Raw genomic sequence first — 17,985 nt, 5'->3', positions numbered from 1 at the left:
TGAAACGCGTCGCTTCGGTATCAGCAGGCGGGATTCATCGCGTCGACGACTTGCTCGGCGCGTCCGTCCAGTCGGTCTGGAAGGGCAAGTCGATATAGGACTGCGGCGAAGCCTGCGTGACCGTGTTCTCTATCCATCGGCGACGCATTGGCGCGAGTACGAACTTCGCGCACACGCCCGCCGCGATCGACGTGATCGCGGTAGCGATGAACACGGCGTTCCAGGAACCGAGCGACGCGAGCACCGACGCGAGCGGCACCATCATCGAAGCCGTGCCCTTGGCCGTGTATAGCGTTCCTGCATTGGCGGCGGCGTACTTGCTGCCGAAGGTGTCCGCGCAGGTCGCCGGGAAGATCGAGAATATCTCGCCCCAACACAGGAAGGTCAGCGCCGCGAACAGCATGAACATGTAGGGGTTCTGCCCGAACTGCATCAACCCCAGCAGCGCGACGCCTTCGCCCAAGAAGATGATGAACATGGTGTTCTCGCGACCGATCTTGTCCGAGATGAAACCGCATAGCGGGCGCGTGAAGCCGTTGCACAGATTGTCGATGGACAAGGTCATCGCGAGCAGCGGCAAGGTCGCGCCGAACAGACTCACTGGCAAACTTGCGAAGCCGTACTCCTTGGCGATCGGCCCGAATTGCGCAGTGGCGATCACACCGCCCGCCGCCACCGCGACGAACATCGCATAGAGCACCCAGAAGATGGGCGCTCGCACCATCTGTCCGGTCGTGTAGTCGATCTTGGTCGCCACGATGCGCTTGGCCGGCACGATGCCTTTCGGCGGATTCGGCCGCACGAGCATCAGCGCGAGCACGAATATGACGGCGCCTTGCAGAATGCCGAAGAACATGAACGCATGCTCGTAGCCTGAGCTCTGGATCATGTTCGAGATCGGAATCACCGTGACGGCCGCGCCCGCGCCGAAGCCCGCCGCGGTCAGGCCGGCCGCGAGACCGCGTTTGTCCGGGAACCACTTGAGCGCCGTGCCGACGCATGTACCGTACACGCAGCCGGCACCGATGCCCGCAACGACTGCGGCGATGTACAGATGCATGAGCGTGGTGGCATGGGCGTCGATGATCCAGCCGATCGCAGCGAAGATCGCGCCGCCCATCACCACCGGGCGCGGTCCGAATTTATCGACGAGCCAGCCTTCGACAGGCACGAGCCACGTTTCGGTCACGATGAAGATCGTGAAGGCGGTTTGAATCGCCGCTTGCCCCCAATGGTGCTTTGCGTCCATCGGCATGACGAACAACGTCCACGCATACTGGAAATTGGCGACCAGCCCCATGCAGACGATGCCGATGACCAACTGCACCCACCTGTTCTGACGACGCCCGTGCGACTGCCCGGCCACCGTCGTATCTGCGCTCACCATGTCTGTCTCCGTTATGTGTCATTGCGCTCGTTCGGCGCTTGATGTCGTGCTGAAAAGCCGATGCGTCAGGTTTGTTTGCGAGACGGGCGTGCAGGGGGAAAGCCGATTGACGCGCGCGAGTGGCGCGTGTATTGAGGCAACGATTTCGCTCGACGGGCACGCGATTGAGGTGTGCCGTCGTTTCCTGCTACGTCCGCGCTTTCCTCCAAGTGGTATCGAGAGTGGACAGTGTGAGCATCGTGCGCGAGAAAAAATATAAGGGAAAGTTATTAAAAATTTCAGTTTGGATTAATTATCGTGAATGGATGACGGGGCCAGATTGGCCGCCACGTCTATGCGCGCGCGCCGGAATGTCCGCGGGACGGCAACAGATATCGCGCGACAGTTGGTCGGCGGCCATCACCGCGGACTTGCGGCATTCCCGTTCACGATCGCAATGTCTCGTCTAATCAACGATCTGGCGTGCCACTGAAAATTGGCACGTCGCATGCAATGTCGGTTCAAAGCCCGCGTTGCCATCGATACGAACAGCATGAGCGGCTTCCAGTCACCGGGCGCATTGGCGCGCGGTACGGTTGTCAGGAGTCCGCCCATGCCACTCGCCCGACTGCTCGTCTGCTTTCTCCAGTGCTCGCTGGCAGCCGCGCTGCTTTTGCCCGTCGTCGCGGGCGCAGCGAACGTAGCCGCATCCGGCGCGCATGTCGCGGTTCCTGACGATACGGCCACGCCTCACGCGCTCAAAGCCGGCATCGAGCGCCTGCGCACCGGCACATGGTGGGAAGCCAACCGCAAGATGCGCCCGGAACTCGCGCAGGTCGGCGACCTGATCTTTCTCTTGCCCCTTGCCGACAGCAAGCTCGAGCCATCATCGGATGCGATCGGCCGCGTGCAGCGCCTGCGCGAAGCGGTGCGCATCCATCAGATGCGCGAACCCGCCGGATGGACTCGGCTCGTTGCGCAGGTCAAGGCCGCGCGCGCAAAGACCGGCGATCGCTCCGCCGCGCTGCTCGCCGACGCGCTCGTCAACGAGATCCGCTACCGCGACGGAACCGATGGCAGCTACTACGCGCCGGCGCGTTTCTTCATCGAAAGCGGCGTGTGCAAGGATTTCGCCGTCGCCAAATATCTGCTGCTGCGCGACGCGGGCTTCGACATCGCGCGCATGCGTCTCGTGTCGCTCGCGCCGCGCTACAGGAACACGCCGGACGACTGGCACGTCATCCTCGTCGTGCAGATCGACAACGCGAGCGAGCCGCTCACGCTCGATTCACCGGGTGCGGCATCCGCGAAGCGTGCAGACGATAAGGTTTCCGAAGCATCTGCCTGGACTGGTCCGTCGGCGCTGCTCTCCGCGATCCTCGCTGGTCGCAAGCCTGCCGAAGCAGTGCTGCGCGCGCCCGCAGGACCGCTCGCCGCTCCGCTCAGCGAGTCGGGTCAGGCAGACCGCCCGCTTGCGACGGTCTTCAACGAGCTGGGCAGCCGGTCATTCGACCGCGATGCGCCGCGTGCGCGCAGGACATCGGCTGCCAAGGGACGCGCGAGCGCGATCTACGTCGATGAAGCGGGTGATGCGTGGCAAGTCGACAGCTCCGGCACGTTCCCGAAGTGGCGCGTCGCCGCTGATCGCGCAGACGCGCCCATCGATCAAGGTCCGGCAGCAAGGCTCATTCGCGTGACGGCACGCTGACTGGAGCACTGACTGCAACGGTCCGTCCCGCGGCGAACTGAGAAGCATCCAGTCGCGAAACATCCGACGGTCGTACGAAAGCAGTCTCCCAATATGCGGAACGTTCTTTGCGTCGATAACGACATGCCGATGTCGAACGTCGGCTCATTGGGAGACAAATCATGTCAGTCGATACAAGCCAGATGAACATTGTCGGGAAAGGCGCCGAGACCGCGGATGGTCCTGGCCCCGACGTCATGGCCGCGAGCACGCTGGATGGAAACAACGTACTGAGTTCCGATGGAGACGATGTCGGCAAGATCAAGGAGATCATGCTCGACGTCACATCCGGACGCATCGCGTATGCGGTCCTTTCGAGCGGCGGCTTCCTTGGGATCGGCGACAAGCTGCTCGCGATTCCATGGAGCGCCTTGACGCTGGATACCAACAACAAGTGCTTTCGGATTTCAGCGACCACGGAACAAGTGAAGAGCGCGCCCGGCTTCGACAAGGATGCGTGGCCATCGATGGCAGATCGCTCGTGGGCCGACTCGATTCACCGGTACTACAGCCGGCCGCCCTATTGGCAACGCTTCGAGCGGGACGACGCAACGTATCGCAACGTGCCCCCGGAACTCTGAAGCGAACTTCATTGATCGGCGATGCCGTTAGCCCGCCGCGTCGGGAGCAGTCATTCAAAAACAGATGTACAGGAGATATCGATCATGAAAAAGCTCATCGCTGTTATCGCGTCCACACTCCTCGCCACGACGGCGTTTCAGCACGCGGCAGTCGCCGCAGATGCCTCGGACGCGCAAAAGGCTCAAATGAAGGCAAACAGCGAAAAGATGGAGGAGCAGGCGACGGCGAACAAGAAGAAGGCCGAAGCTCGGAGCGATGCGGCCAAGGCACAGGCATCGGCGGACGAAGACAAGGCTTCCGCTCAGGCCGATGCCGACAAGAAGGCCGCCAAGGGCGCGAAGGCGACCACGGCTGCGGAGGCATCGGGCGCGCGAAACGACGCGGCCAACGCGCAGAGCAAGGCCAACAAGAAGATGCACGATGCCCAGGCGAAGGCGGACAGGAAGAAGCAGGACGCCGCCCACGATGCGAACGTAGCGCAGGCCAAGGCCGATGAAAACAAGGTCGAAGCCCAGAACGACGCGAACAAGAAAGCGGCCGAAGCGAAGGTCGATGCCGCGAAGAAGCAATAAGCATATGCAATAAGCAATGCAGGGGCGCACCGTCCCGGTTCGCCCTTCATCGACTTCACGCGATCGGTATGGTCAACGACCTCTGGTACAAGAACGCGATCATCTATTGCCTGTCCGTCGGCACGTTCATGGACGCGAACGGCGATGGCGTCGGCGACTTTCAGGGCTTGCTGCGGCGGCTCGACTATCTTCAGGGGCTCGGCATCACCACCATCTGGCTGATGCCGTTCCAGCCGTCGCCTGGCCGCGACAACGGCTATGACATCAGCGATTACTACAACGTCGATCCGCGATACGGCTCGCTCGGCGACTTCGCGGAGTTCACGCACGCGTGCCGTCAACGCGGGTTGCGCGTGATGATCGATCTCGTCGTAAATCACACGTCGGATCAGCATCCGTGGTTCCGTGAGGCGCGGCGCGATCCCGATTCGAAATATCGCGACTGGTACGTCTGGTCGAAGAAGCGGCCGGCCAACGCGAAGGACGGCGTGGTCTTCCCCGGCGTGCAAAAGACGACGTGGACTTACGACAAGGAAGCGGCCATGTGGTACTTCCACCGCTTCTACGAGTTTCAGCCCGACCTCGATACATCCAATCCGTTCGTGCAGGCGGAGTTGCTGAAGATCATGGGCTTCTGGATTCAGCTCGGCGTTTCGGGCTTTCGCATGGATGCGGTCCCGTTCGTCATCGCCGCCAAGGGCGCACAGGTGAAGCGGCCCGTTGAGCAGTACGACATGCTGCGTATGTTTCGCGAGTTCCTGCAATGGCGTCAGGGCGACGCGATCATTCTCGCGGAGGCGAACGTGCTGCCCGACACCGACATGAAATACTTCGGCGACGCGGGCGAGCGATTGCAGATGATGTTCAACTTCCAGGTCAATCAGAACACGTTTCATGCGCTCGCGTGCGCCGACGCCACGCCTCTAAAGAACGCGCTCGACGCGACGAAATCGCGCGCCGCAACCGCGCAGTGGGGCGTATTCCTGCGAAACCACGATGAACTCGATCTTGGCCGTCTATCGCCCGCGCAGCGCGAAGCCGTGTTCGCGGCGTTCGCCCCGGAGCCGGACATGCAACTGTACAAGCGCGGCATTCGCCGTCGTCTTGCACCGATGCTCGACGGAGATCGTCATCGGCTCGAGCTTGCGTACAGTCTGATGCTGACGCTGCCGGGCACGCCCGTCGTGCGCTACGGCGATGAGATCGGCATGGGCGACGACCTGCGCCTGCCCGAGCGCGAAAGCGTGCGAACGCCGATGCAATGGTCGACGGAGCCGCATGCCGGTTTCACGAAGCACGCGCGTCCCGTTTGCCCGGTGATTTCTGGCGGACCCTACGGCTACGAACGTGTGAACGTCGCGAGCCAGCGCCGCGATCCGGACTCGCTGCTGAACTGGATGGAGAGAATGATCCGGATGCGCAAGGAAGTGCCCGAGATAAGCTGGGGCGACTTCGCGATTCTGAAGGCATCGCGCGACGACGTGCTTGCGCTGCGTTACGACTGGCGAAACAACTCGGTGGTCTGCCTGCATAACTTCAGCGCCGCGGCGTGCACCGTGAAGTTTCGGGTCGGCCTCGGCGCTGGAGAGAACGACGTGCTGGTCAATCTGTTATCCGACGATCATAGTCAGGGCGATGCGAAGGGACAGCATACGGTCGTGCTGGAGCCGTATGGCTATCGATGGTTCCGCGCAGGCGGTCTCGATTATCTTCTGAAGCGCAGCGAAGTTTGACGTTGGAGAGCATGGCCGCATCGACGTGCGGCCGCGGGCGCGCCGTCGCCGCCACCGGCACGCCATGGCCTGAACGCTTGCGCGCGATGAATTCGCACTCCGCGTTCGCGTGATGCCTGCCGTCGATATACATCGCGGTGCATATCGCCTCGCGCGGGAGCTTCAGGGCTGCTTTCGATTCACTCGTCGTCACCCTGTCTGCCTCATTCCATGCACTACCCGGTTACTCTCTTAAGACGAACGTTTTGGTTTATAGTCGTCGCCAGACCGCCGGCATTGGCCGGCTCCCGGACTTCTGTGCATGAGAACCCCATGACCATTGCGACCACGCCAGAAAAAGCGGCCGCGAAATCCGCCAAAGCCACGAAGGCTACCGCCACTCGCCAACCCAGACAGCGCGATCCCGAAGTCACACGCGCCCGCATTCTCGAAGCGGCGAAGAAGGAGTTCGCGAAACTCGGTCTCGATGGCGCTCGCGTCGAAGCCATTGCGGCCCGCGCGAAGTCCAACAAGCGGATGATCTATCACTACTTCGGCAGTAAGGAGAACCTGTTCCTCGAGGTGCTGGAGGATGTCTACGCCGACATCCGTTCCGCCGAGCAAAAACTCGATCTCGATCATCTGTCACCCGAGGATGCGATCGCCGCCCTCGTCACGCATACCTGGAACCACTACCTTCGTCATCCGGAATTCCTGAACCTCGTCAGCAACGAAAATCTTCACAAGGCTCGTCACGTGAAGAAGTCCGCGCGCTTCATGGAACTCCATCAGAACTTCACGTCGATGCTGCAGCGCATCCTCGATCGCGGCGTCGCATCGGGCGCATTTCGCAGCGGCATCGATCCGCGGCAGCTGCACATCACGATGGCCGGCATCAGCTACTACTATCTGACCAACCGTTTTACGAGCGGGCTGATCTTCGACTTCGACTTCATGGAGAAGGAAGCGCTCGATGCGCGCCTCGCCTTCAACATCGACACGGTGCTGCGGACCATCCGCAAATAGCGAATACGTTCGCGCCGCTTATGCGGCCGCGAGAAGCCGCTCACACGCCTGACCCTTCCCTCGTGAGCCAGGCGGCCTAGCCCGCTGCCCTTGCCATCGCCGATGCCGAGCGCACGAACGATCGTCAGAGCGCGCGAGTGCCCGGTCGCCAAGGAAACGCGCCTCAAGTTGCGCGAGCACCGCGTCGGCGGCCTGCATCCACTTGCTCAAGTCATCCTCCGTTTTCATCGGCCGCGAAACACGTTGACAGCGGCGTTTCGTTGGTCTTAAATAACCCACCAGATGGTTACTTGCTGCGAATGCCGGCACACAAAACCACGTAATTCAAGGTCTTCTGCGAGGCGCTCCGGTTTATCTGAACGGGTCGGCCGAATGCAAATTGCGGGCCTTTTCATATCGATCGGAGACGGCATGAAACTCTCGGAAACACATCAACAGATTCGCGACACGACGCGCCGTTTCGCGCAGGAAGTCATCCGTCCGCTGGCGGAAGAACTCGACCGCGAAGAGCGCTTTCCGGCGGAGGTTTATCGGCAGATGGGCGAGCTCGGGCTTTTCGGCATCACGGTGCCGGAAGCATACGGCGGCGCGGGTCTCGATGCCGCCGCGTACGCGCTCGTCATGGAAGAACTGTCGCGCGGCTATTCGTCGGTGGCGGATCAATGCGGCCTGCTCGAACTCGTCGGCACGTTGCTGAGCGTGCACGGCACCGAGGCGCAGCGCGCGCAGTACATGGAGCCGTTGTTGCGCGCGGCGCTGCGGCCCGCGTACTGCATCACCGAATCCGATGCGGGCACCGACGTCTCCGGCATTCGCACCACGGCCACGCGCACCGCCGACGGCTGGGAGCTGAACGGCGCGAAGCTGTGGATTCACAACGCGCCCGTCGCGGATGTCGCGTTCGTGCTCGCGCGCACGAATCCCGCCGCGGGCAAGCGCGGCATGAGCATCTTCATCGTCGATTGCGATCTCGAAGGCGTGTCGAAGGGACCGAAGGAACACAAGATGGGCCAGCGCGCGTCGCAAGTGGGCGAGCTGCATTTCGATCGCGTGAAGCTGCGTCACGACGCATTGCTCGGCGAAGAAGGACGCGGCTTTCACATCATGATGAGCGTGCTCGACAAGGGCCGTGTCGGCATCGCGGCGCTGGCGGTCGGCATCGCGCAGGCGGGGCTCGAAGCCGCGCTCGACTATGCGCAGACGCGCAAGCAGTTCGGCAGCCATATCGCCGAATTTCAGGGCGTGCAGTGGATGCTCGCCGACATGGCGAAAGACATTCAGGCCGCGCGCCTGCTCGTGCACGACGCGGCCGAGCGTCTCGATACGGGCGACCGCGCCAGCATCGCCTGTTCGATGGCGAAATGCTTCGCGGGCGACACCGCCGTCAAGCACAGCGCGAACGCCGTGCAGATATTCGGCGGCAGCGGCTACATTCGCGGCTATGAAGTGGAGCGGCTGTATCGCGACGCGAAGATCACGCAGATCTACGAAGGCACCAATCAGATTCAGCGCACGATCATCGCGCGCGATCTCGTCGCGAACGGAGCATCGCTGTGAGCGCGCGGCCCATTGCGCTCGTCACGGGCAGCCGGCGCGGCATCGGACGCGCGATCGCCATCGAACTCGGATGCGCGGGCTTCGATATCGCCCTCACCGATATCGCCGCATCCGATGAACTCGATCAGGCCGTGCGCGATGTCGAGGCAAGCGGCGCGCGCGCCATCGCCGTCATCAACGATCTCGCCGATATCGACAGCCATCGCCCGATGCTGCTCGATATCGAAGCGCGGCTCGAAAGCACGATCGACTGCCTCGTGAACAACGCGGGCGTCTCGGTCATGTCGCGCGGCGATCTGCTCGACGTCACGCCGGAAAGTTTCGACCGCTGCATGACGGTCAATACGCGCGGCACGTTCTTTCTCATGCAGACGTTCGCGAAGCACATGCTGGCTCGAACGCGCGCGAGCGTCGCGGCGCATCCGAGCGTCATCACGATCACGTCGTCGAATGCAGTCGCGGCGTCGCCGTTGCGCGGCGAATACTGCGTATCGAAGGCCGGGCTTTCGATGGCGAACACGTTGTTCGCGCTGCGGCTCGCGCCGCACGGCATCGGCGTGTATGAAGTGCAGCCGGGACTCATCGCGACCGAGATGACCGCGCCGTCGAAGGAACGCTACGACCAGCAAATGGAGCAAGGTCTCACCGCCATCAATCGCTGGGGCACGCCGCAGGAAGTGGCCGTCGCCGTGCGCACGCTCGCCACCGGCGGATTGCCCTACAGCGTTGGCCAGGCCATCCGTGTCGACGGCGGCCTGCTCGTCACCAAATACTGATCCGACATGAACTCGACCATCACGCTCCCGACCGCATCCGGCACACTCGAGACATATCGTCTGCAAGGCGTGCCGCTCGACGTACGCACGCCCGCCGCGCCCTTCAACCGCATCGCGTATTCGGCGGCGCACGTCGTCGCGGATCCGTTGCGCGCGGTCGAACTGAACGGCACGCCCGCCATCGACTGGGCGCGCACGCTCGACTATCGGCGCTATCTGTTGCAGCAAGGCTTGGGTATCGCCGAAGCGATGGATACCGCGCAACGCGGCATGGGCTTGCCGTGGCCGAGCGCGCTCGAACTGATCACGCGCACGATCGCGGGCACGCGCGACATTCCCGGCGCGCGCATCGCGTCCGGTTGCGGCACGGATCATGTCGCGCCGCGCGATATCTCGACGTGCGATGAAGTCATCCGCGCCTACGGGCAGCAACTCGAAGCCGTGCAACGCGTGGGCGGCCGCGTCATTCTGATGGCGAGCCGCGCGCTCGCAAAAGTCGCGCGCACGCCGGACGATTACCGGCGCGTCTATCGGGAAGTGCTCGCGATGTGCGATCAGCCGGTGATCCTTCACTGGCTCGGCGAGATGTTCGATCCCGAGCTCGAAGGCTACTGGGGCGCGGACGATCATCGAGGCGCGGCGCGCGTGTGCCTCGACGTGATCGGCGAGAACGTCGGGAAGGTGGACGGCATCAAGATCTCGCTGCTCGACGACGCGAAGGAAATCGCGTTTCGCCGAAGCCTGCCGTCATCGGTGAAGATGTACACGGGCGATGACTTCAACTATCCGAGTCTCATCGCCGGCGACGAGCACGGCTTTTCGCACGCGCTGCTCGGCATTTTCGATGCGATCGCGCCAGCGGCGTCGCAGGCGCTCGCCGCACTCGCAAACGACGATCTCGACACCTTTCATGCGTTGCTGTCGCCGACCGTCCCGCTGTCGCGCCACATTTTTCGCGCACCGACGCAGTACTACAAGACGGGCGTGGTCTTTCTCTCGTATCTGAACGGCTTTCAGGATCACTTCTTCATGCCGGGCGGACATCACGGCATGCGCCCGCCCGCCTATCTCGCGGATGTGTTCCGGCTCGCGGATCAGGCGCGTCTGCTGCGCGATCCGGCGCTCGCGATCGAGCGCATGCGCAAGGTGCTCGCGCCGCTCGGCATCGAGGCATGAGCGCGCGAATCTGCTTTCGTTGACGCATTCACGGGCGCTGGCATACGTGAGCGCGCTCGGACGCCGCGGCCTGAGAATCGAACTCGGCTGGCCTATCGGCCCGCTGCGCCCACGCGATCCGCGCGCATCAGGATCGCTTGCGCCTCTCCAACACCCGAAAAGTTTTTCTTCTCCGCGTTGGCAGATCTTCTCGTTTGCCGGTGTCGGGCCTCTCGCCGATAGTTGAGTCACCGGGCAGCGCAATCAAGCGAAAGCCCCTGACCTCAAACATCGATCGAAGGAGCAAGCCATGAAACTGAAGAACAAAGTCGCGCTCGTCACGGGCGGCACGTCGGGAATCGGACTGGAAGCGGCCAAGCTGTTTCAGAAGGAAGGCGCGACGGTCATCGTCACCGGCACGACGCAAAGCCGGCTCGACGAAGCAGCGCGGATTCTCGGCGATTCGGCGATCGCGCTCAAAGTCGATTCGCGCGATCCGGCGCAGATCGATCGCGCGATCGTCGATATCGTGGAGAGCCACGGCCGTATCGACATCGTGTTCGCCAACGCCGGAGCCGGCCAGGCCGCGCCGCTCGAAGCCGTGACGCCCGAACAGATCGAAGCGCAATTCTCGCTCAACTTCAACGGCGTGTTCTTCACGATCCAGAAGGCGGCGCCGCATCTGCCGAAGGGCGGCGCAATCGTCGTCACGACTTCGTTCCTGAATGAAACCGGCACGCCGGGACTGTCCATTCTTTCCGCGACGAAAGCCGCGCTGCGTTCGCTCGTTCGCACCGCCGGCGCCGAACTCGCGCCGCGTGGCATTCGCATCAATGCGGTGAGCCCCGGCCCGATCGCCACGCCGTTTCACACGAAACTGGGCTTGTCGGACAAGGAACTCGCCGATGCGGGCGCGGCCATCGAAGCCGCCGTGCCGCTCAAGCGTTTCGGCGAAGCACAGGAAGTCGCGCGTGCCGCCCTTTTTCTCGCGAGCGAAGATGCATCGTTCGTGACCGGCACCGAAGTCGTCGTGGATGGCGGACTGACGCAGCTCTGACGCATCGCCTTCGATGGCGGATGCACGCGTCACCATGATTCTGTACATTCACGAGATTCCACGGCTGAATGAAGAAACATGCGAGCGCCCAGCAATCTGAACGCACTGCGAGCCTTCGAGGCGGTCGCGCGGCATCTGAGCTACGCTGCGGCGGCGGACGAGTTGAACGTCACGCCGGCCGCGGTCGGCCAACTGATTCGCGGACTCGAAAGCTATCTGGATATCGAGTTGTTCCATCGATCGGCATCGGGACCGTCGCGTCTCACATTGACCGACGCTGCCCGCGCTGCGCTGCCGGATCTGCAAGGCGGCTTCGATCTGCTGTCGAGTGCCGTCGAACGGCTGAAGGCCAGCAAGTCGCGCATCGTCTTTACGCTGACCGTGCCGCCGGCTTTCGCGGATCGCTGGCTGCTCTGGCGCGTCGAACGCTTTCAGCGAAGACATCCTTACTACGACCTGCGGATCGACACGAGCGGCCGCCTCACCGACTTCACGGCCGAACGGATCGACGTCGGCATACGCTACGGCGCGGGAGCATGGGCGGGCCTCGTCTCTACGTTCCTGCTGCGCGACGAATTTTTTCCGGTATGCAGCCCGGCGCTGATGGAAGGCGAGCACGCGCTCGGAGCGCCGTCCGATTTGCAACATCATCCGCTCATCCACGATACGTCGATGACCGGCGCCGGTCTCTTCCCGACGTGGCGTTCGTGGCTGCTGCATGCCGGCTGCCGCTACCGCATCGATACCGACCGCGGACTGCAGCTCAACGATTCTGCGATGGGCCTGCAAACCGCGATTTCCGGTTACGGCGTGGCGCTCGGACGCACGACGCTCGTCGAACGCGATCTGGCCGAAGGCCGCCTCGTCAAGCCGTTCGATATCGTCCAGAGTTGCGAGTTGGCGTACTACCTCGTGCATCGGCCGGAAAGCGCGGCCCATGCACCCGTGATCGCGTTCAAGGAATGGCTGCTGGAAGAAGCCGGCGTTCGTTGAAACAGGCGCGCCCGTCGCCGGTCATCCGGGCGCGCGGCATCTTCTTTGCTAGGTCCACGGAGAAAACTTCAGAGACAATCAAGGACAAGCATGACGGTGCGACGCGACATTGCAGTCGTTGCAGCTTCGCAGGGCGGGTTCAAGGCGCTATGCCGGCTCGTGAGTGCGCTCGATCCCGACTATGAAGGCTCGCTTCTGATCGTGCTCCATTCGGGAATGACAGGGCCGCGTCTTTTGGGCGAGTGCATCCAGCGGCATACGTCGCTCACCGTGGAATACGGGCGTCACGGACAAAGCATCGAGCCCGGACGCATTTATCTCGCGCCGCCGGGCCGTCATCTCGTGGTATCGGCTGACGGCCATCTCGCGCTCGACGACGGTCCCAAGGTCCATCACGTGCGCCCGGCGGCCGATCCGCTCTTCGAATCGGCGGCGGCGTGCTTTCACGGACGCGTCGTGGGCGTCGTGCTGACGGGCGGCGGGGGCGACGGAACGCGGGGCTTGCAGGCGATCAAGGCGGCGGGCGGAATGAGCATCGTGCAACATCCCGCGCAGGCCGAAGCGCCGCAAATGCCGATGAACGCCCTGAATTTCGATAGCCCCGATCAGGTTCTGTCGGTCGCCGAAATCAGCCATCTGCTCGGACCGCTGGCGCGTCAGCGAGCACGCTCGCGGGCCGACCGCGCGGGAAGCGCCTGACGGATCAACGCACTTCGGTGCTGCGCACGTCCCAGCCGAACTTCACGGCGCCGCCGAGCGCGCCCTTGTCGTCCTGCGGCTTGTATTCGAACTCGATGTCCGCGTAGCTCAGATCGACCGTCTGCTCCGGATGGCCATTCGGCACGCAGATCAGCGAGACCTTCGTCACCGTGACCTGTTTCATCGTGACGGTGAGAAATTCCTTCTGCCCTTCGCCCGCCTTGCTGACGGTGAGTTTCGCGTTCGCCATGTGCTTGCCGCTCGCGCAGTTCTTCTTGAGCGTGGGCGCGGACTTGTCGTACTGATGCACGAACTGGAACACGCCGGGGCACGCCTTGCCGATGCCGCTGCCGCTGCCCGTCATCGGGTTGCTCGCGTTCGTCACGCCCCAGTTGAAACTCAGCACTTCGATCTGCCCTTCCGCCCCCTTGTGCTTCGACTCGCCGTCGATTCCATCGATCTTGAGATAACAGTCGGTCGTAGCCATGTGATCCTCCGTCGTGATCGGCTTTCGTTGCGCGCCGCGCGTGCAATCCACTGGTAAAACGAAACGCACCGCGCATTTTTGAACTTCAAAATCGCGCGATGTGCGCCGTCTTGTGTTCAGACCGTCGTCCACCGGATGAGCACGATGCAACCCAGCGATACGCGCCCCGACAGCCACCTCACGCTCGACGCCCTGCGCCAGTTCGATCTGCTCGCGCTCACGGAATCGGACGACATGTTCCTGCACGTCGTCCCCAAGCGCAGCAACACGCCGGTCAAGGGCGAAGCGGCCAAGCGCGGCGACTGGGACACGCCGATGCAGATCCACGGCTGGCGCTGGGCGCAAGGCTACGACGCCGCGCCGCACGCCGCCGCGCTCAATGCCAACGACATGCGCGTCACGGCGCTTTGCGTCATCAAGTCGGTGGACTCGGCCTCGCCCGTCCTCGCGAAGCTGTGCGCGCAGGCCGAACTGCTCGCGGTTGCGCATGTGAAGTGCTTCAAGGCGGCGGGCACGGACCACGGCGTGCAGATCGAATATCTGTCGATGAAGCTGGAGCAGGCGTACATCCGCAACTATCAGATCTACACGAGCGTGCGCCTTGCGCGGCCCTGCGAGGTCTTCGAACTGTCGGCGCAACAACTGACGATGACCTGTGCGCCGCAGACCGCGACCGGCAGCCGCGGGGCGGAAGTGACCTTCGCGCTCGATGTATCGACGCGGCGCGTGAGTTGAGCGCAAGGACCGCGCGATGAACGAGCCCAGCGCCGCCGACCGTCTGCAGCCCACGCTGCTCGACCGCCTGATCGACGACGATCCCGCCACGCGCGCCGATCCGCCCGGCGAGCGCTTCATGTCGCATCGCGGGCTGCGCGCGGCCGTGCTGCGCGACGTGTCGTGGCTCTTCAACACGACGAATCTCGGCGGCGCGATCGTCGAGGACGACTTTCCGCACGCGTTCGCATCGGTGCTCAATTACGGCTTGCCGTGTTTCTCGGGGCGATTCGCATCGACCATCGACACGGTATTGCTCGAACAGGCGATTCGCCAGGCGATCGAGCGCTTCGAGCCGCGCATCGATCCCTCGACGCTCGAAATCGAGCCGGTGCTCGACCGTTCCGTGCTCGACATGCACAACCAGATCGCGCTCGTGATTCGCGGCCTGCTCTGGGCGCAGCCCGTGCCGCTGGAATTCGCGCTGCGCACGCAGATCGATCTGGAAGAAGGCGGCATCACGGTGATGGAACTCCCGCGCTGACCACGACGACCACGCACATGGACCCGCGACTTCTGCGTCACTACAACACCGAGCTCGCGCATCTGCGGGAGATGGGCGCGGAGTTCGCGCAGCAGTTTCCGAAGATCGCCGCGCGCCTCGGCATGAGCGGCATCGACGTGGCCGATCCCTATGTCGAGCGTCTGCTCGAAGGCACGGCGTTTCTCGCGGCGCGCGTGCAACTGAAGATCGAAGAGGAGTTTCCGCGCTTCACGCAGCAACTCGCGCATGTCGTGCTGCCGCAGGCCGCCTGCCCGACGCCTTCGATGCTGATCGCCCGTCTCGCGCCCGATCTCGCGAATCCGAATCTCGCCGATGGCTTCACCGTGCCGCGCGGCACCGCGCTCATCGCCCGGCATGCCGCGAGCGCGCACATGACGCCGTGCGAATTCCGCACCGGCGCCGATCTCACGCTCTGGCCGATCGAGCTGACGGACGCGCGCTATGTCGCGCAGATGCAGGACCTGCCGCTCGCCGCGATTCCCGCGACGCAGACGCTCGCGCCGCGCGTGAAGGGCGCGCTGCGCATCCGCCTCGCGACGCCCGAAGGCCTGTCCTTCGACGCATTGCGTCTCGATGCGCTGAACCTGCATTTCGCGGGCGGCGACGAAACCGCGTATCGCCTGTACGAACTCGTGATGTCGGGGACGCTCGCCGTCGTCGTATCGACGCCCGAGCGCCCGAGCCGCGCGCTTGCCGCGTTGCCTGCCGATGCCGTCGCGCCCGCCGGTTTCGGCGATCGCGAAGCGCTCCTGCCCGTCACGCCGAACGCGTTTCAGGGTTATCGGCTGCTGCATGAGTATTTCGCGCTGCCCGAGCGGTTTCGATTCGCGCGCCTCGCCGGGTTCGCCGATGTGCTGCCGTCGTTCGCATCGCGCGAAATCGAACTGACGTTTCTGCTCGCGAACGGCGATGCGTCGCTCGAACGCATCGTCACCAAGGACAACGTGTTGCTCGATTGCGTGCCCGCGATCAATCTCTTCGCGAAGCACGCGGATCGCGCGCTCGTGACCGAAGCCGCCGCGCGCTTTCATGTCGTGCCGGACCGCACGCATCCGCTCGACTTCGAAGTGCATTCCGTCACTGCCGTCTCGGGCTACGGCGCGAACGACGATGCGGAGCAGACATTCCATCCGGTCTACGCGGACTTTCTCGCGGACCGCCCCGGCGAGGCCGCGTACTTCACGACCGAGCGCGAGCCGCGCATCGTGCCCGCCGGACGGCGCAAGAGCGGCGCGCGCACGGAATACGTGGGCAGCGAGACGTATGTATCGATCGTCGACCCCAACGCCGCGCCGTATCGCGGCTCGCTGCGGCAACTGTCGTTCGCGACGCTCTGCACCAATCGCGATCTGCCTTTGATGATGCCGCGCAGCGCCACCGGCGACGATTTCTCGCTCGACATCGCCGCGCCCGTGAGCCGCGTGCGCTGTGTGAGCGGCCCGTCGCGGCCCGCGCCCGCGAATCTCGACGCGGCGCGGAGCTGGCGGCTCATCGATCAATTGTCGCTGCATTACCTGTCGGTGTCGAACGGGCCGCGCGAAGCCGCCGCCGCGTTGCGCGCGCTGTTGATGCTGCATGTCGCGGACGCCGATCAGGCGGGGCGAAGCCAGGTCGCGGGCGTCGCCGCCGTGGATGCGCGCGGCGTCGTGCGCCGTCTGCCGATGCCCGGTCCGATCGCGTTCGGTCGCGGCCTCATGATCGACGTGCTCGTCGACGATCTCGCCTTTCAGGGCGGCAGCGCGTGGCTCTTCGGCTGCGTGCTGGACCGCTTTTTCGCGCGCTACGTGTCGATCAACGCGTTCGTGCAGACCGCTTTGCGCACGAGCGCGCGCGGCGAAATCCTGCGCCTGGCACCGCGATGCGGGACGAGAGCGATCTTCTGAGCGCGGCGGCGCTGCCCGAGCCTGCGCGCGCACTCGTCGATCTCTTCGATGCAGTCGCCGCCGAGCCGCATCGGCACGATTTCTATCGCCTGATGCGGCACGTCGAGGCACTGACGCCGCACTTGCCGCGTCTCGGCTGCGGCGCGCGTCCCGCCGACGAGCCGCTGCGTCTCGCGCAGGACGTATCGCTTTCGTTCGCGCCCGCGCCGCTCGCCGCGCTCACACGCGATGAGAACGCCCGCGCGCCGCGCCTCGAACAGCGCTGCTTCGGTTATCTCGGACCGAACGGCCCGCTGCCGCTGCATCTGACGGACTTCGCCCGCGAGCGCGCGCTGCATCGCGGCGACACGGCTTTCGCGCACCTGCTCGATACGCTGCTGCATCGATTCCTGCTGCTGTTCTATCGCGCGTGGGCGCAGGGACGGCCGGTAGCGTGGCTGGATCGTCCCGGCCACGACCGCTTCGCCTTCTATGCGGGCGCGCTGATCGGACTCGCGGATGAAGCCAGCCGCAATCGCGACGCCGTCTCCGATCACGCGAAGCTGCATTTCGCGGGCCTCGCCAACATGCAGACGCGTCCCGCCGACGCGCTCGAAGCGATCGCGAGCGCGCTCTTGCGCGTGCCGGTGCGCGTGGAGCCGTATCGCGGGCACTGGATGACGCTGCAACGCGACGAGCGCACTGCGTTGCGGCATCGGGCGATGCGCGGTCCCGGCGATCCAGCGGGCTTCGCCCAACTCGGACGCGGCGCGGTGCTGGGACGCGCGGTGTGGGATCGGCAGCACGCGTTTCGCCTCGCGATCGGGCCGCTGTCGCTCGCGCAGTTCGAGTCGCTGCTGCCGGGCGGCGCCGCGCTGCCGACGCTCGTCGCCGTGGTGCGCCGGCATCTGAACGGCGAGCTTGCATGGGACGCGCAACTCGTCCTCGCCGCCGACGACGTGCCGACCGCGCAGCTCGGCCGCTACGGACGGCTCGGCTATTCGGCGTGGCTCGGTCTCGCCGCGCGCCGCGCCGATTGCGCCGATCTCGCGCTCGACGCCGACGCGCATCTCGCCTGAACGCGGACACGTTGAAAAAAAGCCGCCGCTGCGCCG

General features: G+C 64.2%; 17 protein-coding genes. 15 read left to right on the top strand and 2 right to left on the bottom strand.

Annotated elements, in window-relative coordinates:
* Positions 1 to 34 precede the first annotated feature (34 nt).
* The gene (gene oxlT, locus BG60_RS01740; protein WP_008346486.1) at positions 35 to 1,387 is read right to left on the bottom strand and encodes an oxalate/formate MFS antiporter; all 1,353 of its coding nucleotides are present in this window, start codon (positions 1,385 to 1,387) and stop codon (positions 35 to 37) included.
* Between the two features lie 592 nt (positions 1,388 to 1,979).
* Between oxlT and BG60_RS01735 the strand changes: the two genes are divergently transcribed.
* The 11 genes from BG60_RS01735 to BG60_RS01680 all read left to right on the top strand — a co-directional run bounded on the left by BG60_RS01735 (position 1,980) and on the right by BG60_RS01680 (position 13,242).
* Positions 1,980 to 3,074, top strand: a complete 1,095-nt coding sequence (locus BG60_RS01735; RefSeq protein ID WP_008346484.1) for a transglutaminase-like domain-containing protein — start codon at positions 1,980 to 1,982, stop codon at positions 3,072 to 3,074.
* Between the two features lie 161 nt (positions 3,075 to 3,235).
* Positions 3,236 to 3,694 carry a PRC-barrel domain-containing protein gene (locus BG60_RS01730; protein ID WP_008346482.1) on the top strand — a complete coding sequence of 153 codons (459 nt, stop codon included), beginning with the start codon at positions 3,236 to 3,238 and terminating at the stop codon, positions 3,692 to 3,694.
* A gap of 84 nt (positions 3,695 to 3,778) precedes the next feature.
* On the top strand, positions 3,779 to 4,267 hold the full coding sequence (locus BG60_RS01725; RefSeq protein ID WP_008346481.1) for a hypothetical protein: 489 nt from the start codon (positions 3,779 to 3,781) through the stop codon (positions 4,265 to 4,267).
* A 68-nt stretch (positions 4,268 to 4,335) separates the two neighbouring features.
* Complete coding sequence (locus BG60_RS01720) at positions 4,336 to 6,000, top strand: alpha-amylase family protein (RefSeq protein WP_008346480.1); 1,665 nt, start codon at positions 4,336 to 4,338, stop codon at positions 5,998 to 6,000.
* A gap of 210 nt (positions 6,001 to 6,210) precedes the next feature.
* Positions 6,211 to 7,005 (top strand): TetR/AcrR family transcriptional regulator, encoded by a 795-nt coding sequence (locus BG60_RS01715; protein ID WP_404989944.1) that lies wholly within the window; start codon positions 6,211 to 6,213, stop codon positions 7,003 to 7,005.
* Positions 7,006 to 7,416: 411 nt separating this feature from the next.
* Positions 7,417 to 8,562 (top strand): acyl-CoA dehydrogenase family protein, encoded by a 1,146-nt coding sequence (locus tag BG60_RS01705; protein WP_008346477.1) that lies wholly within the window; start codon positions 7,417 to 7,419, stop codon positions 8,560 to 8,562.
* Positions 8,559 to 9,338 carry a 3-ketoacyl-ACP reductase gene (locus BG60_RS01700; protein WP_008346475.1) on the top strand — a complete coding sequence of 260 codons (780 nt, stop codon included), beginning with the start codon at positions 8,559 to 8,561 and terminating at the stop codon, positions 9,336 to 9,338. Before BG60_RS01705 ends, BG60_RS01700 begins: the two co-directional genes overlap by 4 nt.
* Before the next feature lie 6 nt (positions 9,339 to 9,344).
* Positions 9,345 to 10,514 (top strand): dihydrodipicolinate synthase family protein, encoded by a 1,170-nt coding sequence (locus BG60_RS01695; RefSeq protein WP_008346473.1) that lies wholly within the window; start codon positions 9,345 to 9,347, stop codon positions 10,512 to 10,514.
* A gap of 289 nt (positions 10,515 to 10,803) precedes the next feature.
* A complete protein-coding gene (locus tag BG60_RS01690; protein WP_008346471.1) occupies positions 10,804 to 11,550 on the top strand; it encodes an SDR family oxidoreductase in 747 nt (248 codons plus the stop codon).
* Between the two features lie 78 nt (positions 11,551 to 11,628).
* On the top strand, positions 11,629 to 12,543 hold the full coding sequence (locus BG60_RS01685; RefSeq protein WP_008346469.1) for a LysR substrate-binding domain-containing protein: 915 nt from the start codon (positions 11,629 to 11,631) through the stop codon (positions 12,541 to 12,543).
* 90 nt (positions 12,544 to 12,633) lie between these two features.
* Positions 12,634 to 13,242 (top strand): chemotaxis protein CheB, encoded by a 609-nt coding sequence (locus BG60_RS01680; protein ID WP_008346467.1) that lies wholly within the window; start codon positions 12,634 to 12,636, stop codon positions 13,240 to 13,242.
* A 4-nt stretch (positions 13,243 to 13,246) separates the two neighbouring features.
* On the opposite strand, the gene BG60_RS01675 is transcribed toward BG60_RS01680, so the two are convergent.
* Complete coding sequence (locus BG60_RS01675) at positions 13,247 to 13,729, bottom strand: Hcp family type VI secretion system effector (RefSeq protein ID WP_008346465.1); 483 nt, start codon at positions 13,727 to 13,729, stop codon at positions 13,247 to 13,249.
* Positions 13,730 to 13,873: 144 nt separating this feature from the next.
* On the opposite strand from BG60_RS01675, the gene BG60_RS01670 reads away from it, so the two are divergent.
* From BG60_RS01670 to tssG, 4 genes are read left to right on the top strand one after another with little or no spacing between them, the layout of a single operon-like run.
* A complete protein-coding gene (locus BG60_RS01670) occupies positions 13,874 to 14,464 on the top strand; it encodes a type VI secretion system tube protein Hcp (protein WP_008346463.1) in 591 nt (196 codons plus the stop codon).
* A gap of 16 nt (positions 14,465 to 14,480) precedes the next feature.
* On the top strand, positions 14,481 to 14,987 hold the full coding sequence (gene tssE / locus BG60_RS01665; protein ID WP_008346462.1) for a type VI secretion system baseplate subunit TssE: 507 nt from the start codon (positions 14,481 to 14,483) through the stop codon (positions 14,985 to 14,987).
* A 17-nt stretch (positions 14,988 to 15,004) separates the two neighbouring features.
* Positions 15,005 to 16,891: a type VI secretion system baseplate subunit TssF gene (tssF, locus tag BG60_RS01660; protein ID WP_034470155.1), complete on the top strand. Its 1,887-nt coding sequence runs from the start codon at positions 15,005 to 15,007 to the stop codon at positions 16,889 to 16,891.
* Positions 16,867 to 17,949, top strand: a complete 1,083-nt coding sequence (gene tssG, locus BG60_RS01655) for a type VI secretion system baseplate subunit TssG (protein ID WP_034470152.1) — start codon at positions 16,867 to 16,869, stop codon at positions 17,947 to 17,949. Before tssF ends, tssG begins: the two co-directional genes overlap by 25 nt.
* Positions 17,950 to 17,985 lie beyond the last annotated feature (36 nt).

This window comes from Caballeronia zhejiangensis, from assembly GCF_000698575.1.
Taxonomy (GTDB): Bacteria; Pseudomonadota; Gammaproteobacteria; order Burkholderiales; family Burkholderiaceae; genus Caballeronia; species Caballeronia zhejiangensis.
The sequence above is the reverse complement of the archived record's forward strand: the minus strand, read 5'-3'. Positions and strand labels throughout refer to the sequence as shown.